This window comes from Amphritea sp., assembly GCF_050300915.1.
GTDB lineage: Bacteria > Pseudomonadota > Gammaproteobacteria > Pseudomonadales > Balneatricaceae > Amphritea.
The window spans coordinates 61,541-85,555 of the sequence record NZ_JBNKYN010000008.1 but is presented as its reverse complement, the minus strand read 5'-3'; the positions used below and the strand labels follow the sequence as shown (position 1 = coordinate 85,555).

Here is a 24,015-nt window from a genome sequence, read left to right as displayed (position 1 = left end):
AATCTATAGTTTTTTGCATGAAGTGGCGATTTATATCAACGCCAGCCGGGGAAATACCACATAAAGTGGGTAACAAAACAGCCTTCTTTCGCTATCAGCAGCTACTATTAGATGATGCTGGAGGCTGGCTAAGTACCACCCTGGAAACCATTTCCGCACTGTTGCCAAGGATTGAAAATATGAATAATAAGATCCCGACAATCATTCAGCGTTATCAGGCTGACCGAACCCGTCTGCTGGATATGCTCTGGGATTTACACCACCTGTTTGGTTATATTCCTGATGATGCGTTAACTGCGCTGGCCGATGGCTTGAATCTGCCGGTGAACGATCTGCGCGAAACCCGCTCTTTCTACCACTACTTTCATGACCAGCCCTGCGGTAGATACACTCTCTATCTGTGCGATACTGTGATTGCCAGAATGCAGGGGTATCAGGAGGTGCTGGAGGCTCTGGAACAAGAAACCGGCGCACTAATCGGAGGAGTTGATCCTTCGGGTAGCTTCGGCCTGTATACAACCCCCTGTGTCGGACTCAGTGATCAGGAGCCGGTGATGCTGGTAGACGAGGTGGTCTTTACCCGGCTGACGCCGGAAAAAGTGTCCGTCATTATTGGTCAGTTGAAACAGGGCAAATCAGCCGCAGAGATCGCGAATCCGCAAGGCTTGCCTGAAGATGATATCGCCTATGTTGAACACCTGGTGGACACCACTATTCATCAGGCCGGTCCGGTCTTTTTTCAGCAGGCGAATGATTTCCGCGGACTTCTGAATCACTGCCTGGAGCTGGGGCCAGATGCTGTCATTGAGACGATTACTGCCGCTAAATTGAGGGGCCATGGTGGAGCCGGTTTCTCTACCGGGTTGAAGTGGCGTTTATGTCGTGAAGCAGCCGCTGCGGCTAAGTATGTTATCTGTAATGCCGATGAAGGTGAGCCGGGTACCTTTAAAGACCGAGTATTACTCACCCGCTCACCGCAGGCGGTCTTCATGGGAATGGTGCTGGCTGCCAGTGTGATCGGTGCCCGTGAGGGGATTATCTATCTGCGGCAAGAGTATATCTATCTCAAAGCTTACCTGGAGAAGCAGCTACAACTGTTCAGAGAGCAGCAACTGTTGGGCCATAACATTCTTGGCCACGCCGATTTTAGCTTTGATATTCGTATCCAGATGGGGGCCGGTGCCTATGTCTGCGGTGATGAGTCAGCACTGATCGAGTCCTGCGAGGGTAAGCGCGGTACACCCCGGGTTAAGCCACCCTATCCGGTAGAGCAGGGTTATCTGGGCATGCCCACCTGCGTTAATAATGTTGAAACTCTGGTGGCGGTCACCCGGGTGTTGCAGGAGGGGGCTGACTGGTATCAGAGTCTGGGGGTGGAGGACTCCCGAGGCAGTCGTCTGATGAGTGTTGCGGGTGACTGTGAACGTCCAGGCATCTATGAGGTTGAGTGGGGTACCAGCCTCAATCAGCTGCTCAGTTCAGCGGGGGCTGTCGACCCCTGGGCGGTGCAGGTCAGCGGCCCCTCCGGCGAGTGTGTTGCGGTGGAAAAGAGCGGTGAACGCTGTTTCGGTTATAGTGATCTCGCGTGTAACGGCTCACTGATGGTGTTCAACCGGTCACGGGATCTGCTCGGTATCGTGAAGCACTTCATGCAATTTTTTGTCGATGAATCCTGCGGTATCTGTACCCCCTGTCGTGCAGGCAATGTTGAACTGCGCAATAAAGTTGAACGGGTGATGGCGGGCACTGCCTGCCAACAGGATCTGGAAGAGATGGTAAGCTGGGGCCGCCTGGTGCGCAGTACCAGTCGTTGCGGACTGGGGGGCACTTCGCCCAATCCTATCCTGACGACCCTGACACAGTTCCCTGAAGTCTATCAGGCAAAACTCACCACCCAGCAGGGAGCTTTACTGCCATCGTTTGATCTGGAGGCGGCATTATCACATAACGAGCTGGCACGAATCAGACTGACCCAGATCGAGCTTGCTAATACCGGGCATACCAATACAGGGCTCATCAAGACAGAGCTCATCAAGACAGAGCTTAGTCAGCCATCGGAGGCAGTGAAATGAGTATTGAGATCATTATCGATGGTGAGTCTATTACCACTGAAACCGGTAAAAACCTGGTGGATGTTGCCGCGGAAAACGGTGTTTATATTCCGACACTCTGTTATCTGCAAGACAAGCCCTGCCTGGGGACCTGCCGTGTCTGTTCCGTGCGGGTAAATGGCCATATCACTGCCGCCTGTACTCTGCCGGTGAGCGGGGGCATGAGTGTGGAGGTTAACGCACCGGATCTGGTAGATATGCGCAAGGCGCTCATAGAGATACTCTTTGTTGAGGGCAATCATAACTGCCCAAGTTGCGAAAAAAGTGGCCGCTGTGATCTGCAGGCCACGGGTTACGAAGTGGGCATGGTGGTGTCCCGTTTTCCTTACCGCTTTCCCCTGCGTGAGCGGGAGGCTGGCGCTAAGCATCTGTGGCTGGAACGCGATCGCTGCATCTTCTGTCAACGCTGTGTGGAGTTTATCCGGGATCGTGACAGTGGCGAAAAGATCTTTACTATCCTGGGGCGTGGAACCACCGCACAAATTGAGCTTGATATTGAGCTGGCCGACAAAATGCCTGCTGAGCAGGTGCGTGAGGCTGCTGATATCTGCCCGGTAGGCTGTATTATCGAAAAGGGGGTTGGCTTTAATGATCCGATCGGACGACGTAAGTTTGAAATTCAGTCGGTGCGTGAGCGGGCGTTGGGTATGAAGGACAGTGCAGCGGAGAGCGGTCATGAGTAAATCAACGAAAAACCAGACCTATTCCCATGAGCTGCCGGCGACGCCGATGGATTCGGGTCTGCAGGCTGCGCGAGATGAAAAAATTAAAGTGGCGATGATCGGCCTGTGCGGCTGCTGGGGCTGTACCCTGTCATTGCTGGATATGGATGAAGCACTACTGGGGTTGCTGGATAAGATCACTATTCTGCGTTCATCTCTCACCGATATTAAGCGGATTCCTCAGCGCTGTGCTATTGGTTTTATCGAAGGGGGGGTTGCCAATGAGGAGAATGTCGAAACCCTGATCGAGTTTCGTGAGAACTGCGATATTCTTATTTCGGTAGGCGCCTGTGCGGTCTGGGGTGGGGTTCCGGCGATGCGCAATGAGGTGTCGCTGAGTGATTGCCTGAAAGAGGCCTATGTCGACTCGGTGACCGCAGTACCCAATGCGATACCCACCATCCCTTATCATGAAGATATACCGCGAATCACCGGCAAGGTGTACCCCTGTCATGAGGTGGTGAAGATGGATTACTTTATTCCTGGCTGTCCGCCGGATGGCGCAACCATTCTTAAAGTACTGGATGATCTGATTAATGGGCGGCCTTTTGATCTGCCTGCGTCGATCAACCGTTACGATTAACTGATACGTATAACCGAGGGGAAAAAACGAAGATGAGTCGAAAACTGGTTATTGATCCTGTTACACGTATCGAAGGGCATGGCAAGGTTACCATTCAGCTGGATGATGATAACAACGTTACCGATGCCAAACTGCATGTGGTGGAGTTTCGTGGTTTTGAAAAACTGATACAGGGGCACCCCTATTGGGAAGCACCGATGTTGCTGCAACGGATCTGCGGTATCTGCTTTGTCAGCCACCATCTCTGTGGTGCTAAAGCGCTGGATGATGTGGTGGGTGTCGGATTGGGGAAGGGTGTCCGGATGTTACCGACACCGGAAAAAATCCGTCGTCTGGGACATTATGCCCAGCAGCTGCAATCCCACGTGACCGCCTACTTTTACCTGGTGGTTCCCGAGATGCTGTTTGGTATGGATGCGCCACCGGAGCAGCGTAATGTTCTCGGGCTGGTGGAACAGAACCCGGCGCTGGTTAAGCGGGTCGTCGCGCTGCGTAAGTGGGGACAGGAGCTGATCAAAGCCGTGCTGGGTAAGCGGATGCATGGTATCAGCTCGGTGCCGGGCGGGGTGAGTAAAAATATCACTGCTGAAGAGCGGGATCGCTTCCTCAACGGCGAGGCCGGGCTGCTCTCTATTGATGAGGTGATTGAGTATGCCCAGGAGGGGCTGAATCTGTTTTATCAGTTTCATGAGGATCACCGTGAACAGGTTGATCGTTTTGCGGTGGTTCCGGCGCTGGATATGTGTCTGGTGAACGACGAGGGTAATGTTGATTACTACCACGGCCGGATTCGGGTGATTGATGAGAACAAGGCTATCGTGCGCGAGTTTGATTATCACGATTACCTTGATCACTTCTCCGAGGCGACCGAAGAGTGGAGTTATATGAAATTTCCGTTCCTCAAAGAGCTGGGGCGGGAAAACGGTTCTGTCAGGGTGGGGCCGCTGGCACGGATGAATATCACTCAATCCCTGTCTACCCCGCTGGCACAGGCTGCACTGGAAAAATTCCACGCCTATACCCATGGTAAATCGAACAATATGACGTTGCACACCAACTGGGCCCGTGCGATTGAGATTATCCATTCGGCCGAGCTGATCAAAGCGCTGCTGAATGACCCGGATCTGCAGCAGGATCAGCTACTGATGACGCCGGGGGATAACGACTGGACCGGAGAGGGCGTTGGCGTTGTCGAAGCCCCCCGCGGAACCCTGCTACATCACTATCGGGCTAACAATAAGGGAGAGATCACTTTTGCCAATCTGATTGTGTCGACCACCCAGAACAATACGGTCATAAACCGTACGGTGCGCTCGGTGGCGCAGGATTATATCAGTGGCAATGCTGAGATTACCGAAGGGATGATGAATGCGATTGAGGTGGGGATTCGCGCATACGACCCCTGTCTTAGTTGCGCCACCCATGCTCTGGGGCAGATGCCGCTGGAGATCTCACTGTTGGATGCTCAGGGGCAGATCGTTGATGAACAGCGCCGTTAAACCGGGTGGTGTCGTCTTAGCTGACTTTAACACTGCCGACTGCCTGATCTATGGTATTGGCAATATCGGGCGTCAGGATGATGGGCTGGGATGGGCTTTTGTCGACTGGCTTGAGGCGGCAGGGGTCTGTCCTGAAGCGGAGACCGTGCGAAATTATCAGCTGTTTCTTGAAGATGCTGACCTGATCAGTGAAAAAAGACGGGTGCTGTTTATCGATGCGACGCAGGATCCGGAGGTCGAGAGCTACTCGCTGCAGAGGGCGGGTGGTAAGCTGGATTTTAGCTTTACCTCCCATGCGATCTCTGTTCCCTCGATTATTGCCACCTGTCAGCTCTGTTTTGAACGGCAGCCAGAGGTGTATATCCTGGCAATCAGAGGCTATGAGTGGGCGCTACAGGAGGGGCTGACAGCGGCCGCTCAGGCTAATTTAGATGCCGCTATTGCCCACATAGGCACTTAATATCAGCGCTGACATTTAGTGCCTATATTGAACGCTTGGCTGTTTTCCCGCTGCAGGTGTTATTCATTATGGTGTTTATGCCAGTTAATAAATGCATCGGCGGGCATTGGCCGGGCCAGAAGAAAGCCCTGTAACTGATCGCACTTCATCTGCTTGAGAATATTCATCTGCGGCTTATGCTCAATTCCTTCAGCGACAACCTGCAAACCCAGAACATGGCTCATCTCAATAATTGAGGTGACGATGGCCCGGTCAACCTCCGAGCTTTCCAGATTGACCAGAAAGCTGCGGTCAATTTTGAGAATATCCAGCTCAATATTACGGATATAACTAAGGCTGGAATAACCGGTGCCAAAGTCATCAATAGCAACCTGAATCCCCTCGCTGCGAAGGGTACTGAGCGCTCTTGTGGTTTCTTCAGGACAATAGAGAAAGCAGGATTCGGTTAGCTCAACGGAGAGTAGGTGCGGGGGGACGCCTTGTCGCTGTAACGTCTCTAAAATCTGTTCAGCGATATCCCCCTGGTGAAACTGTTTAGCCGAGACGTTTATCGCGACATTAATCTCTTGGCCCTGTTTACGCCATAGGGCGATCTGCCGACATGCCTCTTCTATCACAAAGTGGCCGATGCGGTTGATCAGGCCGATATCTTCAGCTAAAGGAATAAATTCTGCCGGTGAAATAAAGCCCAGTTGTGGATGCAGCCAGCGTAATAATGCCTCGCAGCTGGTTGGTTTGTTTGTTTTCAGGCAGATCTTGGGCTGGTAGTAGAGCTGAAACTCGCCATTATCAATCGCTGCCTGGAGATCACTGCCCATCTGATAGCGGGACTGAATCAGCCGGTGTTGTTCTGAAGAGAAGAACCGGAAACTGTTACGTCCTAAATCCTTTGCCAGATGCACAGCTGAATCGGCACATTTGAGGAGTGACTCGGCATCATCCGCATCAGTGGGAAAAAAACTCACGCCGATACTGATAGTTGCTTTCAGCTCTTTATCATCGAGCACAATCGGTTGATTAACCGTGCTTAGCAAACGGTTGAGAAACTCACTGATGTGAGGGGTGTCGTCGACATCGGTCAGGATAAGATTAAACTCATCACCGCCGAAGCGGGCAACGGTATCACCCTCATCCAGCTGATGTTCAATACGCCGACCGATCTCCATCAGAACTCTATCGCCATTTTCATGGCCATACAGATCATTGATCTGCTGAAAGAAATCAACATTAATATAGGCGACAGCAATCCGGTGTTCATGTTCACGTGCATAGCCAAGGGAGAGTTGCAGGCGATCATGAAACAGTTTGCGGTTGGGTAGTCGGGTTAGCTCATCAAAGTAGGCAAGCCGTTTGATACGGGCTTCAGACTTTTTTATCTCCGTCAGGTCGGTGAAAATTGATGCATATTGCGAGATATTCCCACTCTCATCCCTGATTGAGGTGATGCTGAGCCATTCCGGAAATACCGCGCCATCTTTGCGACGGTTCCAGATCTCTCCCTGCCAGAAACCCTGTTCTTTCAGGTTTTGCCACATCTCTTTATAAAACTGTTTGTTATGGCGTCCAGAGCTGAGAATATTGGGGTTTTTGCCCAGTACTTCACCACTGGTGTAACCGGTGATCTCGGTGAATGATGGATTTACCCGCAGAATCCGCGCGTCCTTATCGCAAATAACGATTGCTTCCATTGACGCTTCAATGACTTTGTCCGCTAACTTCAGGTTGTGCTGGGACTTTTCCAGTGCCCGATTCCGTTCGTTTAACAACTCCCGCAGACGATACACATAATCGGTCTCTACGCTTTGCAGAATCTCGGAATAGGAGATCAGACCGGTGATCTTTCCCTGATAGTTGGTAATCGCCAGGTGCTGAAACTGATGCTGGTGAAACACTTTCCGGGCGTTGTATAAACTCAGGCTTTGTTCAATGGTGACCAGTGTGTTGCCGCCGAGTTCGTTGAGGGGCTGATGCTGCTTATTTTGAGCTATCAGCATCACCGCATCCCGCTCAGTAAAAATTCCACTAACCTCATTATGCTGAGTTATCAACAGCGCAGAACTGCCGGACTCTTTGAGTTTTTGCAGCGCCGCGAGAACTGTGCAATTGCTATCAATTGAATAGGGTGCGTGGTTTGCAATCTCATCCACCGAACGCAGGAACAGATCATGTTCAAGCCCATGACTGTTGACTACATCGGTTTCAGATATGATTCCGCAGGCTTCTCCAGAGGTCTTGGTGACGATAAGGTGGCGCACCTCTTCAGAGATAAATCTAAGTCCGGCTTCATCTACGGACTCCCATTCAGAGACCGTAAGCACAGGCGAAGACATAAACTCAGCTGCCCGGCTGGGCTTGTCAGCATCCAGCCAGAGTTCAAGCAGGTCACGACGGGTGACAACACCGATGGGTATGCGGTTTTCACAGACAACGATACATCCTATCTTCTTGTCAGCCATGAGTTTTATCAGACTGTCCGCCGTTGCATCAGCGGTGCAGGTGATCAGGTTAGACTGTGCAATATGTCTGACAAGTAACGTGTTGTTAATCTGGGGAAGCCTGGACATCGAAAAGGAATCCTTTCACCAGTATAGATAATAGAAAAGTAAATGATTTTACACACCTATTTTAAACGGGTATAGCTGATCTGATCCCAAAACGAGTGATTATCGTGAGTAAATTTAAACGATAGTACTATTTTATGACCTAGATCGTGTTTGATTTTTTTTCTGAGATTAACACCGAGTAACTGATCTTTTCTGAGCAGAGCAGCGTAGTAGATTCAGGAGGGATCAAAATGTGCAGATCGGGTGCGTCACAACGGTTTTGGGTTAATGTTGCTGGTTTTCAGCTGGCGTGGTGGTGTGCCATTCTTTTAACCCGTCAAAGCCTGCCTGTTCTCATCAGCCTGTTGTTACTCCATCTGATCTTTCATCGAAACCCGGTGAATGAGTTTTTTGTGGTGCTGTTTTGTGGCTTGACCGGTTTTGGTGTGGATCTGCTATTGACCGCCGCGGGTGTTTTTCAGTTTGAGTCCCTGTTTCCGCCGCTATGGTTGCTGTTTCTCTGGTTCTGTTTCTCCGCCACCCTGAGACAGAGTTTAGGCTATTTTCACAACCGCTGGCTGCTCGCTTCGTTATGTGGCGGCGTGTCTGCCAGCCTGACCTACCTTGCTGCGGCAAAACTGGGCGCGGTGACTATCACTGTCTCCTTAATCCCGGGTTTTGTGCTGTTGGTGCTGGTGTGGATGGCGCTGTTTCCGCTGCTGCTGCTGTGGTTAAGTGCACAGTGTTATCCGAGGGAGGCAAAAGGTGCGTATTAATCTGTTGTTGATATCTGTGGTTCTGTTCATCGGCGGGCTGGCCCACGCAGTGGCAAAACCGCTGCCTGAGAATATGAAATTGATTGGTCAGGCAGAACTGAAAGTGCTGTGGTTTAGTGTTTATAACGCTCAGCTTGAGAGTCCCGACGGGGAGTTTACTTTTACTACGACTAACAAATCATCCCCCTTGCTGCTGACCCTTGATTATCAGCGGGATATCAGTCAGCAGCGTTTGCTGGATGAAACGCAGGAGCAATGGCAGCGGGCTGGAGTTGAGCCGAACGATCAGCAGCGCTGGCTCGCCTTATTAGCGGGTCTGTGGCCCGATATACACAGTCAGGACTCTCTCAGTTTCTATCAGGATGGCGATGGCTACGGACACTTTTATTACAACCGGAGGTTTTTAGGAACGATTAAGGATAAGCACTTTAGTCGGGCTTTTCTGAATATCTGGCTTGCGGAAAATAGTGCTTTTCCACGGTTCTCACAACAATTAACCGGCAGATTCGCAGAGTAAACAGAGATGGATATGACTCACACAGCCTCATTGCTGGCGCTGGCTTTACCTGTTTTATTAATGTTGCCGGGGTGTGCCAGCTCCATAGATGATTACCGCAATGAAACGCCTGCATTAGAACTGGAACAGTTCTTTAATGGACGTCTGGTTGCTTATGGTATGGTACAGAACTTTTCCGGCAAGGTGACCCGGCGTTTCCGGGCTGATATCAACGCTCAGTGGCAGGACGGCACCGGCACTCTCGATGAGCAGTTTGAGTTCAATGATGGGGAACAGCAGCGTCGCTGCTGGACCTTAATCAGAGAGGGCAATCGCTACCGGGGTAGTGCGGCTGATATTGTCGGTGAGGCGCTCGGTGAGGTTCAGGGAAACGCCCTTAACTGGCGTTATACCCTGCAGGTGCCGGTTAACGGCAGGGTCTGGAATATCGAGCTGGATGACTGGCTCTATCTGATCGATGAAAACAATCTGATAAACCGTACCAAAATGAAAAAGTTTGGCCTGCCGGTGGGTGAGTTAACACTGCATATACGTAAGTTAACTGCGTCCGAGGCTGCGCTTGCCGACGCGGTTGTGTCCGCTTGTGAACCGCAGGAGGGGAGTCCGTTGTGAGTGTGAACCGCGCACTGCCCTGGAGAACTGCCTGGATAACCGGCGCCGGTCGGGGCATCGGGGCAGAGCTGACGCGGTTGCTCTGCCGTCATGGTGTGAGGGTATATGGTTCTGCGCGCAGCACCGAGCAATTGCAGCAGTTACAACAGGAACTCAGCAACACAGATGGTGAATTGATACCGGTGCCTCTGGATATCCGTGATCCGGATGCGGTGCAGCAACTTTTTCTGGCATGGGATCGCCAGGGATTGATACCAGACCTGGTGGTGCTGAATGCGGGCAGCCATGACCCATTTTCGGCGTATGAGTTTTCAGCACAGCGCTGTAAGGATCTGCTGGATATCAACTTACAGGGAACTATCAACTGCCTCGATCCTGTTTTATACCGTTATCTTCATGGCTCTGTATGCGTGCAGGAAGGCCACTCTGAAGATCTGGTTGAATACAGTTCGCAACGTCAGCTTGGGGCTCTGAAGACAACACTGCCGAATCCAGAGTCCACGCGAACACTGACCGGCACACGGCAGATAGCGGTAGTGTCTTCGTCAGCAGGTTATCGCGGCCTGCCGACGGCGGCGGCATATGGTGCCGGTAAAGCCGCGCTGATTAATTTGTGTGAATCACTGCGGCTGGATCTGCAGGGCAGTGGGGTAAAGCTACAGCTAATCAACCCCGGTTTCGTCCGCACACCGCTGACCGATAAAAATGAGTTTTCGATGCCTGCCCTGATGGAGCCGGATGAGGCGGCCAGGCGGATAATCAAAGGCCTGTTGAGTGGGCGGTTTGAAATTATTTTTCCCCGACGCTTTGTTTATCTGCTAAAACTATTCAGGGTGCTGCCCTATCGCTGGTATTTCTGGCTGATTAGCAGAGCAACAGGAGCAGGTGGAGATGTCTGAAACAATTGATCATAAATATACCGAAATTTTGAACCACTACGCGATTAGTCTGGCACAGCTCAGGCCTGCAAAAGTGGCTGCGCTGGGTGAATTGGTGGCTGATGATATCCGCTTTACCGACCCCTTCAATCAGATTCAGGGAAAAAGCGCCTTTCTTGGTGTGATGGAGGAGATGTTCCGGCAACTCAGTGATGTCCGCTTTGATCTGCTGGAGTGGCAGATTCGGGGGCGTACCGGTTATCTGTTCTGGCGATTTTCGGCTGATTCTTCTCTGACGGGGGCGTTTTCTACAGAGGGCACCAGCCGCATCTGTTTTAACGAAGCGGGGCTGGTGATCAGTCATCAGGATTTCTGGGATGCCAGCATCCTGATGCAGCAGTTTCCGCTGCTGGGCAGAGTGATCGGTTATATCCGTAAGCGAGCGGCTTATAAAGAGGAATAATCACTCTTGTTCATTTGTTTTGACTTACGGCGCTTGGCTAGCGTGAGGATAAGCACCATCGAGGCCAGCACCAGGGTTACCACATTAGCCAGTATCACCGGAATATCCCCAAGTATCAGCCCGTAAACCAGCCATAAAGCAACGCCGATGGTGAACACTGAATACATCATCAGGGATATGCCGTCGACATTCCCTGTGCGTAATATATGTATCACCTGAGGCACAAAAGAGCAGGTGGTACAGGTGGCGGCGAGAAGCCCTATCAGGGTGAAATTTTCCATCGTTTGCTAATCAATATGCGATAAATGAGCGACGATCATAAAGTCACTGTCATGTTTATACAAATGATGTTTTCTAATAATTAAAGGACGTTTTGTTGCCTTCAGGGAGTGCTGTTTACCAGTTGGTATAGCCCGACATCAATACTACCCTCTTCAAAGCCGCCTTCGCAGTAACAAAGATAGTAACGCCATAAACGTCTGAATTGTTCATCATAGCCCAGCCGTGCCAGTTCGGCCGTCTGCTGTTCGAAGTTTTCTCGCCAGCGTCTCAGAGTGCGGGCGTAATCTTTGCCGAATAGCTGTTTCTGTTGCAGGGTAAAACCATGTTCGGCGAACTTTTGTTCCAGTCGGCTGATACTCGGCAGCATGCCACCGGGAAAGATATAGCGTTGAATAAAGTCGGCCTGATTGCGGTAGGTTTCAAACCGACCTTCTTCGATACTGATCACCTGAAGTACTGCCGAGCCTCCCGGTTTAAGTGATTTTTTCAGGGTAGTGAAATAGCTGTCCCAGTATTTTTCACCCACCGCCTCGAACATCTCGATAGAGACAATTGCGTCATACTGACTGAGCAGATCGCGGTAATCGGTGAGACTGATGTTGGCTCTTTTATCGAGTCCGGCGGATGCGAGTCTGTTACGGCTCCACTGTAGTTGTTCTGCCGACAGGGTAATGCCATGAACCCTGACATTATGTTGCTGCAATAGCTGCTCGGCAAAGGCTCCCCAGCCACAACCGATCTCCAGTATATGAGCATTGTCCACCGGTTGCAGAAGATCAATGATCTGTTGGTATTTGGCTGTTTGAGCCTGCTCCAGTGACTGCTGTTCGGAACTGAACAGCGCCGATGAATACGACATGGTCGGGTCCAGCCAGAGCTGGTAAAAATCGTTACCCAGGTCATAGTGGGCCGCAATGTTGCGCCGACTGCCACTGCGGCTGTTATGGTTGCGCCAGTGGTGAATATTATCAAACAGTTGTTTGATAAAGCTGGCTTTGGCGAATCCCTTCAGGATTGCTTCGTTTTGCAGGGCCCAGCGAACCAGTGCCGTCAGATCAGGGCTATCCCACTCCCCGGCTATATAACCCTCAGACCAGCCGGTAATACCTCCGGTAAATAAGCGCACAAGACAGCGCAGACTGTGCAGTTGCACCGTGACCTGGAGCGCTTCACAGGATTGCTTCTGGATAGTTTCAGTGCGGAGATGGTCGTCATCAGTAATCCCTTTACCAAACGCCTGCTGATAACCGCCAGGCATGATCAGATGGATGCGTCCGCGGGTTTCATTGAGGGGAGCACTGAGTCGCTTAAGCAGCCGTTGTTCAATCCAGCTTGGCGCAATCGAGCCGCTAAACTCACGTTTATAGTCGTGCGGATAGCGCTGTTGTGAGAGTGATTGATGCGCCAGGGTTTTTACCTGTGACCGGCCAGCAGTTGGGGGCGTCTCGTAATTACAGGTTTTCATAGTGCGTTTCTCCGTTGCGATCTGACCAGCTGATGCTGAAACTTTTTGAGGTGTGGCGCGGCACGAGTTTTAATCCTTTCAGCCACAGTCTTAATGCTTCCCAGTGGATTGCACCCATAACCTTGAAAGTCATCAGAGGGTGGCTGAAAAACAGCCGGAGCAGGTTTTTGTCGTTAATCTCCTGGCGCTGCCCGGTAAATGTGGCGTTGAGTATCGGTTTGATATCAGTTCCCCGCTGGCTGCTCTGATGAATACAGACGGAAACGCTCTCCCGTGGCGGCAGAATTCTGAAACTGTAGGCGGTATCCATCGGCATAAAGGGGCTGACATACATCAGCTTATGGCAACTGTGGCGGACAATTTTTGCATTCGGTTTATCATTTACCAGCAGGTAGCTGTGTCGCTGGCCGAAGGTGTTGCTAACTTCATAAAGAATCACTTCCACCTCGTTGTCAGGGTTGTAGCAGAAGTAAACGCTCAGTGGGTTGAAGGTATATCCGAGAATGCGTGGATAGCAGAGCAGTTCTATCCGGTTTGTGGCTGAAGCGTATCCCCGTGATGACAACAGTTCGGTGATCTCCTGACGTAGCAAACCCTCTCCCCGGCCATAATCTTTCTCATGAAACGAAAACAGGTTGAAGCGGTTGATGGCAAAAAAACGGCAAGAGCGGTTTAGCTGCGGCAGTTCATCGAGATCGACGCAGAGGGAGAAAACCCGGTAGATAAAGCGGTGCCGTTTAGGGGTAAAACGGTGATGCATCACTACGCCGGCGAACACCGATGAGTTGAGTTTAGCCATGAATACGTGCCCTTAACTCAACGTTGCTGCTGTCATGGGCGGAAATATCAGCAACGAAAATCCGGCTGTTGGGATTGTCCAGGCGCCAGGGGCGGGGAATACCGCCCAGCTGCTCCGCCACCGCCAGACCGGATTGAATACCATCTTCGTGAAAGCCGTAACCAAACCAGGCACCACAAAACCAGGTGTTCTGGCGTCCCTGCAGACGCCAAAGGTTTTGCTGTTGAGACAGGGAATCACGGCCAAACGCCGGATGGTCATAGAAAAAGCTGCGTATCAGTTTATCTGCTGCGGGCTCTTTGAGTGGATTAAGAGAGACGATAACCGGCTGTTCGGTTGGCAGTGGCTGCAGACAGTTCATCCAGTAACTCACCGACACCTCCCGGTCATTCCGGCCGCTGCCAGAAGCCATATAGTTCCAGCTGGACCAGACCGCTTTATCCTTGGGAAGAAGGCTCTGATCCAGATGCAGAAAAGCCCGGTTTCTCTGGTAAGGGAAACTGCTCAGCAGCTGTTGTTCATCCCCGGTAGGGTTAACCAGCAATGCCAGTGCCTGATCCGCATGGCAGGCCAGGACAACATCGTCATAATGCTCCCGGCCACCGTGCAGGTCCTCGATTATCACCCCGTCTTGCTGACGGATCACTTTGTGGATATGGCTGTTGAGGCGTACCTTGCCTGTTAATGTCGCGGCAACTTTGTTGACATAACCGATGCTGCCACCAGGAATTGTATGCCACTGAGGGCGGTCACTGACTTGCAGAAGTCCATGATTTTTGCAGAATCTGAGGAAACTTATGGCCGGATAATCGAGCATCTGGTGCACCGGTGTGGACCATATAGCCGCGCCCATCGGCAGCAGGTGGTCATAGATAAAACGCTCGCCATAACCATGTCTTTCAAGCAGTTCGCCCAGGCTGATGTCAGCCAGAGCGGGATCAGCCATCATGGTGTCAGCGGTGCGATAAAACCTCATCAGGTCTTTAATCATCGACCAGAAAGCGGGGTTTATGATGTTCCGTTTCTGAGCAAACAGCCCGCCCAGTCCTGAGCCGCTGTATTCTAACCGGCCATTCTCGATGGAGACTGCGAACGACATGTCGGTCTCGCAGGTTGGCAGATTGATATGCTCAAAGAATTTCACCAGATTCGGGTAGTTTAACGGATTAAAGACGATGAAACCGGTATCAACATCGACTTGAGTTCCATCGAGATTAAAACTGACAGTATTGGAGTGACCACCCAGCCGGTCATCCTTTTCGTAGAGGGTGACCCGGTGCGCTTTATTCAGCAGCCAGGCGCAGCTTAATCCTGCAATACCTGAGCCGATAACAGCAATCTTTTTCGGGCGGATAGCGGTAATATTCATCTGTGCAGTCCATACTGTGATCTGTTTGAGGCGCTTAGAGCAGCTAAAACAACGTCATAGTCAGCGCTCTATTTGCAGGGCTATACGTGAGGGTTGCAAAATAGGATCACAGGTTCTGTTATGAATACACAGCGCTCATGGCAAGTTTTTTTCAGTCAGGATGATCCGGAATGTTTAACTAATACGTAAAGAGGCATATGAAAAAAAGACCACCGGGAGAGGATGTGGACAACATTGTGCAACTTAGTCAGACCGAGGCGGCCAGTTCCGATTGGAGCGATCTGTTAGGCCGCCTGGCTGCCAAACCTGACAAAAGTATCTATGCCCGGTTGTTTAACCATTTTGCACCCCGGGTTAAGGCTTATATTTTACGTCTTGGCGTTGCGGTATCTGCCGCTGAAGAGGTAACCCAGGAGGTTATGCTGTCGGTGTGGCGCAAGGCGCATATGTATCATCCGGAAAAGGCTGCGGCCAGTACCTGGATCTTTACCCTGGCGCGAAATCAGAGCATCGATTGGATGCGAAAACAGAAATACCCCCAATATAGCCTTGATGAGTGGAGCGAAACCGCTGCGCAAGCAGGACAGGGGGAGCAGGAAGTGTTGTCAGACCGGGTCGCTAAAGCGATCAGCCAGCTTCCTGAGAATCAGGCGCAGGTTATCTATATGTCATACTTCGAAGGGCGATCACATGGGGATATCGCCAGCCGTCTCGATATCCCTCTGGGAAGCGTTAAATCCCGAATCCGGTTAGCATCGGAAAAGCTGAAGCAGATCTGGGGAGGTGAAGAGTATGAGCATTAATCACCACCTCGATGATGCAACCCTGGTGAGTTATTCTGCCGGTGCCCTGTCTCAGGGAATGGCGCTGGTAGTCGCGTCCCACCTGTCGATCTGTCCGCAGTGTCGGGAGCGGGCCGGGATCAGTGATGCTGTTGGCGGTGCGCTGCTGGAATCACTGGAAGCGGAAAGCGTTGCCGATGACATGCTGGCCTCTCTCCTGGCTCAGTTTGATAACCTGCCGGCATCGCCTGCAACCCCGGTCGTCACTATTATGGCTGATCCTGAGCTGCCTGCGCCGTTAGCCGAGTATATCCACTGTCCTCTGGACCAGCTGGAGTGGAAGCGAATTGTGCCCGGCGTTGCCTACTATGATATGCCCTGGGAGGGGCGTGGCGTCTCTCGTCTGCTGAAAATTGCACCGGGTAAAGCGATGCTGGCGCACACCCACAATGGCAATGAACTGACGATGGTGCTGCGTGGCTCATTTTCCGATGAAGTCGGGCGTTTCTGTCGCGGCGATGTCGCTGACCTGGATGACCAGATTGAGCATCAGCCGCTGGTAGACAGTGAAGAGGATTGTATCTGCCTGATAGCGACTGATGCGCCGCTGCGGTTTACCACCCTGTTTGGTAAGCTGGTACAGCCAATCACCGGTTTCTGATCCGATGGCAGCAAACAACAGATTCAACCCTGATAAACTGCAGCTAAGTAAATGGACCGCCGTTAAGCCGCAAAACAAAGAGAAACATTTTTTAGTGACACAGTTACTACGGGATGAGGCCGGCGTGGTGCAGCAGTGTGTTCTGGAGGCTATATTGAGTCGCCGAGAGCAGACTGTACCCTGGCAAATACTGACGGATAGTGAGAACTGGAAGCAGGGTTGGCGTTAAAATATTGTGTTAAAAAGCCGGATATCGTTGTCCGGCTTTTTTATTGCGCTTCAGCAATAGCATCGGAGATGCTCTGGTTACAGTTTTAACGCCTTCATCTGCCGCTTAAACTCTTCGGTCACCTCCCTGGCCTGGTCGCGGTTTTTGATTGCCGTCGGGGTGATCATCACCACCAGTTCAGTGCGGCGGCTGGTTTCACTCTTCGAACCAAACAGATAGCCAAGACCGGGCACATCTTTTATTCCAGGTAAACCGGCATCTCCCAGATCTTTGTTCTCTCTGATAAGGCCGCCCAGTACCAGGGTATCGCCACTTTGTACCGCGACGGTGGTTTTAATCTGGCGCTGGTTGATGGTTGGTGACTGAATACCGGAAGAGGTTGTGACTGAGGCATCACTGACGTCCTGATTGATCTCCAGCACGACCATGCCACCATCTTTAATTTGCGGCGTTACTTCCAATAGAACACCGGTGTCCCGATATTGCACCGAGGTGGTGATCAGGTTGCCGCTGCTGTTTGAGGTATTGGTGGTTTCAGAGGTTGAGATGGGCACCTGATCACCGACTTTGATCGAGGCTGACTGGTTATCCAGCACCATCAGCGAAGGGGAGGAGATCACATTGATGCGGCTGTCTGAGGCCAGTGCCGTTAGCAGGGCCAGTGGGTTGTTGAGTCGATCCAGAACCTGATATTTGAAGCCCGTAGAACTTTGCGGGCTTGTCAGTGAACCGTTACCGGTATCACCGTTGCCAAAGCCATTTTTGAAGAACCAGTCGATGCCGTATTTCAGATCTCCGGAGAGCTGAACTTCCACAATGGTCGCTTCAACCAGCACCTGCTGGGGCAGCACATCCAGCTTCTGCAGCGCCAGTTCGACTACGCCGTAATCGGCCTGAGTGGCCAGCACCAGCAGCGAGTTGTTCTCTTCGTCGGCAATAATACTGATCTCGCCAAGGTTGGACAGTGAAGTCTGACTAGCCAGCGGTGTTAACGTCCCCTGACTGGTCAATACTGCCGGTGTCGCCGCTGATGGCGCTGCCGCAGAGGTCGGTGAGGGCGAGCGGGGGCCGCTGCCCTGGCTGCCTGACTTTGAGCGCTGCCCTGAAAAAAGCTGCTCAAGCATGCCCGCCAGGTGCGAAGCTTTGCCGTATTTGACCTTGTAAACATGCAGTGAGGTGCTGGCCAGATTGTCCATCCGGTCGAGCCGCTCGATCCACTGCTGAGCACTTTTCAGGTATTGTGGCTGAGGGGTGATCACCATCACGGTATTCAGTCGTTCGATCGGGACAAACTTAACCAGCCCGGCCATTGGCCCCGAGGATTTATCGCCAAAGACATTTTCCAGTTCTCCGAGAATCGTCCGGGTATCCACTGACTGTAAACGGAACAGGCCGATTGACATCCCCCGTAGCTGGTTAACATCGAAGGTTTCAATGGTGTTGAGCAGGGTGTTCAGCTCGGTGCGGGAGCCGGACATCAGCAGCAGATTATGGGGTTCGTCGACGGTGATTCTGGCACCCTCTGAGGCCACCGATTTGAGAATCTTCTCCATCTCTTTGGCGGCGATATAGCGCAGTGGCGTCACCAGTGTCTGGAAACCCTGATCATTCTGCAGCTTCAGCTGCGGCGCACCACCGGCCAGGGTATTGCTCTTGGGCATGATCTCGATCAGGTGGCCGTTATCCCGCAGCACGGCGCCATGCATAAACAGCAGGGAGTCGAGAGTGGGGATCAGGGCATCACGGTTAAGCGGCTGGCTGGTGTGCAGGGATACCTTAATGTTGACGGCGTCATTGATCGCATAGTTGCGGTTAAGAATATCTCCAAGAATGGTTTTGGCCACCTCATGGATATCGGTGTCGTTAAAGTTGAGGGTGATATTCCCCTCGCCACTGCCGCTTTCTGCCGGTTGGCTCTGGGTGATCATCGGCCGGGCTTCAGATACCAGTTCAAAGCGCTGTTTATCAGGGGCTGAGCCCGGATTGGTCTGATTCTGCTGAAGTGCAACCGCTGTCGTGTTGTTGGCACCGGCAGTGCTGTTGCGGTCCTGATTGCGCTGGTGAATAATCTGACCAACCGGCTGGTTAGGGGTAAGGCCCTCATCCTGATAGATGGCTGAACTGTTACAACCTGTCAAACCTGAAAGGGGGACCAGCAGCGATATAACTTTCCACATAGATATGTTGTTCATCAAACTCTCCTGCTACTGGTTATCCAATGGACGCACGACTTTGCCATACTGACTCTGATTGGTAAAAAGAGAGGAGGAGCGGCTGCGTGGTGCCTGTTCGGCCCTCGGCGCTGATGGCTTGATCAGCGGCATCTCCATTTCATTGCCATTGTTGCTGAACGTTACGCTGTCCGGCGTGATGGTATCGAGGGTCCAGTCGCTGAGTTTCATTCCGCGTCTCAGTGACTCGAAGTTTTTCTTGCCGATAGCGCTGAAGAGTGCCACGTTATCCTCTCCATTGATAATAATGCCTGACAGAATCCAGTCCTGTTCCGGGGTACGATCGGGTCTGCGGGTGGCAGTCATGGCGGTGCTGATCTCCTGAGGCCTGCGGGTAGAGTAAAACAGCGGACGTTCACTAATCTCGATAAACTGACCGGGCTGCAGATCGGCTTCCGGAATCGATGGTAGTTCCGGGAGAACAGGCTGCTCAGCGAGTTGCTCATGTGTCACCCGTGTCGGCGCAGCCAGCGGAATCATAAGTTGAGCAGCAAGAATAGCGCCTAGTATCGCCATCACACTCAGCTGCAGCAGGGTTAGCCGGGTCAGGTAGCGTACTGCTTTCATAACGCCTCCCTGCCAGTGGTGTAGCCTGTGAGATTAAACCTGATATCCAGTGGTGGCAGCACCTGTTTGCGGGCGTAGCTGGAGGTGCGTATCGGGGCGGAACTGATACTCAGGTCTTCGACATAGAGTCCGGGTTTACTGGTTTCAAGGGCAAACAACAGCGCTTTAAGTTCATCGATGCCAGCCTTATATTGCACTTTCAGGGTAATGCTGCGTAGTGACTGGTCATTATTCTGGCTTGATGGAAGTCCCTGGGTGCTGACGATCTGGCCGCCGGTGCGGGCAACAATCTGTTTCAGATGCTGTTGTAACTTAGCGGAAACCACTGAGCGGGTTTCCCCTTCAAGAAAATAGGCTCTCAGAGGCGAGTCCTGTTTAACCTGTTGCAGTAGCGCTTCTTCATTGGGACGGTTGTCGTTCAGGTTTTGGTAGCGTTGCAGCTGAAATGTCAGGGTTTCAATCTGTTCATTGGCCTGCTGATAGTGGCTGATAACCGGGCCGATAATGAGTAGATAAAGCAGCGTCAGCAGTATTGCCAGTATGCCCAGGGCCAGATAACGTTGCTGCGGTTTATTTAGTTGCATGGCGCGCTCCCTGACTCTGATTGGCTGAGATCATGAAACGCTCTTTACCGGTACGGGGGTCCTGAGTCACCGGAGAGTAAAAACTGACATCGGTGAGCTTGCCTGAGTTTTGCAGCAGGGCAATCAGTTCTGATGCGTTGTCTGCTTCACCCTGAATGCGCAGTGAGCGGCCCTGCATCGACATCTTACTCAGCCAGACTTCATCCGGTAACAGCCGGGTCAGTTCGGCAATCAGTGACAGAACTGAGCTTTGTTGCTGCTGCAGCGTGATATAGTCTTGCTGTTGTTGGAACAGGGTCTGCCGCTCTTCACGAATCTGAAACACCTGTTCAGCCTGGCTGCGCAGCTGTGCTACCTCATCTGTCAGTGCTTCTATCTGCGACTGTTTCTCTGACAGCGGCAGGCTGATAACCGAAACCAGCAACAGCAGGTTGATACAGATCAGAGCAAACTGAAAGCGCTGATAGCGGGACCGTTGTGATACCTCATCGGATTCAGGCAGTAGATTGAGGTTGCTGTCCTGTTGGCTGAGAAATGCCTGCGGTATTATTCTGTCAGGGGTAATACCCAGTAGCTGCAATTGATTGAGGAGCGTCTCAAGTTTATCTTTGGGAACCAGGTACAGCTGCGTATGGCACTGCTCTGTTCCCGGCTCATCAGTCACGGGGCCTGTATCGAAGTAGACCTGATCAGCCCTGAAGGGTGTCAACCGATCCATCTCAAAACGAACCACATTATCGATATAGTCTCTGGCATTGCGGGGCACTGTGACGCGGGTCTGCAGAATCATATTCTCAGGCAGGCAGAGCGTCGCATTTTGTGCTTTGGCGATGAGCGGTTTTAAAGTATCAGGCAGGGAGGCTTTTTCCCAGGGAGCTTGCAGCGTCCAGCGTTGCTGACCCGCGCTGAAGGTCAGCTGCTGATCCTGTAGTTGCAGAGTGAGGTTAAAACTGTCCTGCTGCCATCCCGCACGGATTCTGGCCGGCAGCATCTGGCCCAGTTGACTAAACCACCAACTGAGGGCACTGGAAAGTACCGCAATAGTCCCCCGTAACCTCTGCGTAAACAGGCCGGGTGTTGAGCTGTCTGTCGTCATCTGCTGGTAACCCCCCGGTTTTCAGCATCTGTTATAAGCAACTGGTTTGCTTCAGTTGCACCATTGTTACGAGATTTATAGAACTGTAATGACTACTCTGGCTGTATTTGAACGCATTTTCAAACTATCAAACACCTTGTAGGTGAAGACTTCACGTCCTGTGAATCCTTCTACTGGTGTATAAGAGACTGTTCCATTCAGGTTGACAGAAACAGCCCCGCCCATAGAGGGCTGATGAATAATTTTAACCGATGTAGGATCGATATTATTCTCCGCGTCCGTATCATTCGCAACCACATCTATAATTTTAGTCCGGTTCCGTCTGAGTCTTACATAATCTGTATTTGCTACTGGTGCTGTGTCAAGGTTCAGTGTAACAGTTACTTCATTGCTGAAGGCCTTGCCATCGAATGAAACATAAGTGAATGTGTCAGTTTGAGCCGTATCTGTATGTACATATATTAGCCTTCCGCCTCTATTCATAGTCAGGCTACCATGTTGAGGTGGAGTGACTAAATGTGCACTTAATTTATCAAGGTCTGCATCTGTGTCATTGGTTAAAACCCCCTCTGTCGCTTTTATGACGGTTTTGAGTACTGGATTGAAGTAATACTGGTCATTTCGGCTGACTGGAGCACGATTGGGTTGGGCTAGAATATTTAATAGATTTAAATAGGCAGACTGGGCATTGATGAGTCCGTGCCCGGTATTTTCATCGGCCCCCGACAGGTCGATATCGGTTGCAGTCTCTATTATCGCTTGCTCCAGTTGATCAACTGTCGCTGTTGGCATTGCACTTTTTAGCAGTGCCATTACACCGGATACATGGGCCACGGCAAACGAGCTACCGCCAACCCACTCGGTATAAGGCTGGCCGCTACCGTAGGACATCCCGGTGGTCTGAACATCAATGCCGGGTGCTGAAACGGTTGGAAATACGGCGTTTACATCGCAGGGAGATGGACCCCGACTGCTGCTACGGGCAACACTCAGTGAACCGTCTGGGTTTTGTTGCAGAGCCCCTACCGACATTACCCCCGGTTGGTTAGCCGGACTTAAACTGCTGTTGCTATAAGGGCCGGAGTTGCCAGCCGCAAAGGTAACGGCAATATCTGAGTCTTTCAGCGCCTGAATATCCGCCTGGAACTCAGTATTGCAGGTTCCCAGTGTGCCGTATAACCCCCAGGAGTTATTAACAATATCGGGGGCATCATCGGTGCTGGGGTCCCCATCGGGATCTAGTGCCCACTGCAGACCCGCATGCAGGTCACTGAGAGAACCATAACCGGTACGATCGAAAACCCTGGCAGCTATCCACTGTGCATTAGGGGCCATACCCAGTGCATTTCCAGAGCTGTCTCCCCCTAGGATGAGTCCGGTCACGTTGGTGCCATGGCCAAAGCCATCAATGGGCGTGGTACTGCTGCTGTGCATATCAAGCCAGTCGTGACTACCTCCGCGAAATTTTCCGGCCAGATCCGGGTGTTCGCCATCAACACCACTATCTATGACTGCGACGACGATACCGTCACCGGTAATTCCCTGACTCCAAAGAGGTGGCACATTGATACTGTCGATGTTCCATTCGGGAGTTGAGGGGGGAGTATAAGCCTGACCCGGTGCTGCGGTTAGCAGATCAGCTCTCAGGGAGGAAACCTGGGGTAACTGTGACAGTGTTTCAACCATATAAGCGGGCAGGGTCAGAGCCACTGAGTTAATCAGCCAGAGATCTTTAATCTCTCCCTGTGCAGAAAAATCCAGTAACGGATCAAGCTCTTTTCGTGAACTTATCAGCTGTTCACGAAGTGAGTGAATAATATCGGAGCGTAATAGTCTGCGCAGCTGCTTTCTTTCCGTTTTGCTCAGCTGATTGTTCGTTTTAAGCAGTTGCCGAATAGCTTTGCGGACCTGCCGCAGGGTTTGTTGGCTGCGGTTCTGATCGTTGAATTGTAAGATAACCATTACCGGATCAAAACTTCCGCTAGCATCCAGTTGCAGTTGTAACTCTTCAGAAACCACCGCTGCGCTGCTGATTACAGAAAATAACAGTGCCGTCGAAAAGCAGAGAGGGCTGAATAAAGGCCAGATAGTTTTCATTATGCTGATAACTCCATCTTTAGCTATCACTGACCTTTATCCCAGGTATTTCTAGTTTGCCTATCTGAATGCTGACCTCATCACCAATATTTACCTGGCGACGAGGATTGGCAAAGAAGATGAAATAGTTAGTATCAGCCCTGGGTTCTCTGGATGACTGGCGTAGCGGGCCTATCTTGGATGGGGCTGGGACCTGCAGATGGTTACCGGTTCGGGTAACGATCAGTTGTGGTTTGATTGACCTGTCCAGCACTTTTTTAGCCTTCACCGGGTCAGTCACTTTGTAGCGAAAGTCGAGCATATAGCCTGCAGCAGACTGGCGCAGAGAGATAACGCGGATGCCCCATTGCTGTTCCAGTTCTAGCTGAATATTTTCTGGTAAAATTGCGGATGCGGCCGCTGGCTGGAGAAGTAGCGCGGCGCAACAGAGCAATAGTATCTTCAGTGAATTAAGCGTGTTGATTCTGAAAAAGCTGTTCATCGCTCTTCCTCCCCCCATTGATTAACCTAGGACTGTCTCCAATTCCATTACAGACAGTGTGTTAAGAGATAGGCAATAAACACACCATTATTCTACTCTTATTTTTTTATTCATGTTTTTCATAGTGTTACAGGTGTTGTCTTTTGGTGACAGTTGTGCGGAGCAAAATTATCTGCTTTTTTTCTCAATATCGACAGAGCGCCAATAT

Annotated in this window: 24 protein-coding genes; 13 read left to right on the top strand and 11 right to left on the bottom strand. The window is 51.5% G+C overall.

Annotated features, from left to right (window positions below; translation table 11 throughout):
• From ACQY8X_RS03770 to ACQY8X_RS03750, 5 genes are all read left to right on the top strand, one after another.
• On the top strand, positions 1 to 2,072 hold a 2,072-nt coding region (locus ACQY8X_RS03770), incomplete at its 5' end, for an NAD(P)H-dependent oxidoreductase subunit E (protein WP_428033808.1).
• Positions 2,069 to 2,794, top strand: a complete 726-nt coding sequence (locus ACQY8X_RS03765) for a 2Fe-2S iron-sulfur cluster-binding protein (protein ID WP_428033807.1) — start codon at positions 2,069 to 2,071, stop codon at positions 2,792 to 2,794. The genes ACQY8X_RS03770 and ACQY8X_RS03765, both read left to right, overlap by 4 nt.
• Entirely contained in the window at positions 2,787 to 3,416 is a 630-nt protein-coding gene (locus ACQY8X_RS03760) for an NADP oxidoreductase (protein ID WP_428033806.1), read from the top strand. Before ACQY8X_RS03765 ends, ACQY8X_RS03760 begins: the two co-directional genes overlap by 8 nt.
• Positions 3,417 to 3,448: 32 nt before the next feature.
• Entirely contained in the window at positions 3,449 to 4,915 is a 1,467-nt protein-coding gene (locus ACQY8X_RS03755; RefSeq protein ID WP_428033805.1) for a Ni/Fe hydrogenase subunit alpha, read from the top strand.
• Positions 4,899 to 5,375 (top strand): hydrogenase maturation protease, encoded by a 477-nt coding sequence (locus tag ACQY8X_RS03750; protein WP_428033804.1) that lies wholly within the window; start codon positions 4,899 to 4,901, stop codon positions 5,373 to 5,375. Before ACQY8X_RS03755 ends, ACQY8X_RS03750 begins: the two co-directional genes overlap by 17 nt.
• Positions 5,376 to 5,434: 59 nt before the next feature.
• Here the strand turns inward: ACQY8X_RS03750 and ACQY8X_RS03745 are convergent, their stop codons facing one another.
• Positions 5,435 to 7,939 carry an EAL domain-containing protein gene (locus ACQY8X_RS03745; protein ID WP_428033803.1) on the bottom strand — a complete coding sequence of 835 codons (2,505 nt, stop codon included), beginning with the start codon at positions 7,937 to 7,939 and terminating at the stop codon, positions 5,435 to 5,437.
• 230 nt (positions 7,940 to 8,169) lie between these two features.
• Here ACQY8X_RS03745 and ACQY8X_RS03740 point away from each other — a divergent pair, with 230 nt between their 5' ends.
• From ACQY8X_RS03740 to ACQY8X_RS03720, 5 genes are read left to right on the top strand one after another with little or no spacing between them, the layout of a single operon-like run.
• A complete protein-coding gene (locus tag ACQY8X_RS03740; RefSeq protein WP_428033802.1) occupies positions 8,170 to 8,694 on the top strand; it encodes a DUF2878 domain-containing protein in 525 nt (174 codons plus the stop codon).
• Entirely contained in the window at positions 8,684 to 9,211 is a 528-nt protein-coding gene (locus ACQY8X_RS03735; protein ID WP_428033801.1) for a chalcone isomerase family protein, read from the top strand. The genes ACQY8X_RS03740 and ACQY8X_RS03735 overlap by 11 nt, the downstream gene beginning before the upstream one ends.
• 12 nt (positions 9,212 to 9,223) lie before the next feature.
• Complete coding sequence (locus tag ACQY8X_RS03730) at positions 9,224 to 9,823, top strand: DUF3833 domain-containing protein (RefSeq protein WP_428033800.1); 600 nt, start codon at positions 9,224 to 9,226, stop codon at positions 9,821 to 9,823.
• Positions 9,820 to 10,722 (top strand): SDR family NAD(P)-dependent oxidoreductase, encoded by a 903-nt coding sequence (locus ACQY8X_RS03725; protein ID WP_428033799.1) that lies wholly within the window; start codon positions 9,820 to 9,822, stop codon positions 10,720 to 10,722. Before ACQY8X_RS03730 ends, ACQY8X_RS03725 begins: the two co-directional genes overlap by 4 nt.
• Positions 10,715 to 11,164: a nuclear transport factor 2 family protein gene (locus ACQY8X_RS03720; RefSeq protein WP_428033798.1), complete on the top strand. Its 450-nt coding sequence runs from the start codon at positions 10,715 to 10,717 to the stop codon at positions 11,162 to 11,164. The genes ACQY8X_RS03725 and ACQY8X_RS03720 overlap by 8 nt, the downstream gene beginning before the upstream one ends.
• Here the strand turns inward: ACQY8X_RS03720 and ACQY8X_RS03715 are convergent.
• The 4 genes from ACQY8X_RS03715 to ACQY8X_RS03700 form a co-directional block, all read right to left on the bottom strand.
• Complete coding sequence (locus ACQY8X_RS03715; protein ID WP_428033797.1) at positions 11,149 to 11,445, bottom strand: SemiSWEET transporter; 297 nt, start codon at positions 11,443 to 11,445, stop codon at positions 11,149 to 11,151. The two genes, ACQY8X_RS03720 and ACQY8X_RS03715, sit on opposite strands and share 16 nt — an antisense overlap.
• A 101-nt stretch (positions 11,446 to 11,546) precedes the next feature.
• A complete protein-coding gene (locus ACQY8X_RS03710; protein ID WP_428033796.1) occupies positions 11,547 to 12,911 on the bottom strand; it encodes a class I SAM-dependent methyltransferase in 1,365 nt (454 codons plus the stop codon).
• On the bottom strand, positions 12,898 to 13,710 hold the full coding sequence (locus tag ACQY8X_RS03705; RefSeq protein ID WP_428033795.1) for a DUF1365 domain-containing protein: 813 nt from the start codon (positions 13,708 to 13,710) through the stop codon (positions 12,898 to 12,900). The genes ACQY8X_RS03710 and ACQY8X_RS03705 overlap by 14 nt, the downstream gene beginning before the upstream one ends.
• Positions 13,703 to 15,079: an NAD(P)/FAD-dependent oxidoreductase gene (locus ACQY8X_RS03700; protein ID WP_428033794.1), complete on the bottom strand. Its 1,377-nt coding sequence runs from the start codon at positions 15,077 to 15,079 to the stop codon at positions 13,703 to 13,705. Before ACQY8X_RS03700 ends, ACQY8X_RS03705 begins: the two co-directional genes overlap by 8 nt.
• Before the next feature lie 197 nt (positions 15,080 to 15,276).
• On the opposite strand from ACQY8X_RS03700, the gene ACQY8X_RS03695 reads away from it, so the two are divergent.
• The 3 genes from ACQY8X_RS03695 to ACQY8X_RS03685 are packed head-to-tail and all read left to right on the top strand — an operon-like array spanning position 15,277 to position 16,751.
• A complete protein-coding gene (locus ACQY8X_RS03695) occupies positions 15,277 to 15,882 on the top strand; it encodes a sigma-70 family RNA polymerase sigma factor (RefSeq protein WP_428033793.1) in 606 nt (201 codons plus the stop codon).
• Positions 15,872 to 16,522, top strand: a complete 651-nt coding sequence (locus ACQY8X_RS03690; protein WP_428033792.1) for a ChrR family anti-sigma-E factor — start codon at positions 15,872 to 15,874, stop codon at positions 16,520 to 16,522. The genes ACQY8X_RS03695 and ACQY8X_RS03690 overlap by 11 nt, the downstream gene beginning before the upstream one ends.
• A 4-nt stretch (positions 16,523 to 16,526) precedes the next feature.
• On the top strand, positions 16,527 to 16,751 hold the full coding sequence (locus tag ACQY8X_RS03685) for a TIGR02450 family Trp-rich protein (protein WP_428033791.1): 225 nt from the start codon (positions 16,527 to 16,529) through the stop codon (positions 16,749 to 16,751).
• A gap of 77 nt (positions 16,752 to 16,828) precedes the next feature.
• On the opposite strand, the gene gspD is transcribed toward ACQY8X_RS03685, so the two are convergent.
• From gspD to ACQY8X_RS03655, 6 genes are all read right to left on the bottom strand, one after another.
• Entirely contained in the window at positions 16,829 to 18,943 is a 2,115-nt protein-coding gene (gene gspD, locus ACQY8X_RS03680; RefSeq protein ID WP_428033790.1) for a type II secretion system secretin GspD, read from the bottom strand.
• A 12-nt stretch (positions 18,944 to 18,955) separates the two neighbouring features.
• A complete protein-coding gene (locus ACQY8X_RS03675) occupies positions 18,956 to 19,549 on the bottom strand; it encodes a hypothetical protein (protein ID WP_428033789.1) in 594 nt (197 codons plus the stop codon).
• Positions 19,546 to 20,133 (bottom strand): type II secretion system protein GspM, encoded by a 588-nt coding sequence (gene gspM / locus ACQY8X_RS03670; RefSeq protein ID WP_428033788.1) that lies wholly within the window; start codon positions 20,131 to 20,133, stop codon positions 19,546 to 19,548. The genes ACQY8X_RS03675 and gspM overlap by 4 nt, the downstream gene beginning before the upstream one ends.
• A complete protein-coding gene (locus tag ACQY8X_RS03665; protein WP_428033787.1) occupies positions 20,120 to 21,229 on the bottom strand; it encodes a PilN domain-containing protein in 1,110 nt (369 codons plus the stop codon). Before ACQY8X_RS03665 ends, gspM begins: the two co-directional genes overlap by 14 nt.
• Positions 21,230 to 21,304: 75 nt before the next feature.
• Positions 21,305 to 23,326 (bottom strand): S8 family serine peptidase, encoded by a 2,022-nt coding sequence (locus tag ACQY8X_RS03660; protein ID WP_428033786.1) that lies wholly within the window; start codon positions 23,324 to 23,326, stop codon positions 21,305 to 21,307.
• Between the two features lie 19 nt (positions 23,327 to 23,345).
• Positions 23,346 to 23,807, bottom strand: a complete 462-nt coding sequence (locus tag ACQY8X_RS03655; protein ID WP_428033785.1) for a hypothetical protein — start codon at positions 23,805 to 23,807, stop codon at positions 23,346 to 23,348.
• Positions 23,808 to 24,015 lie beyond the last annotated feature (208 nt).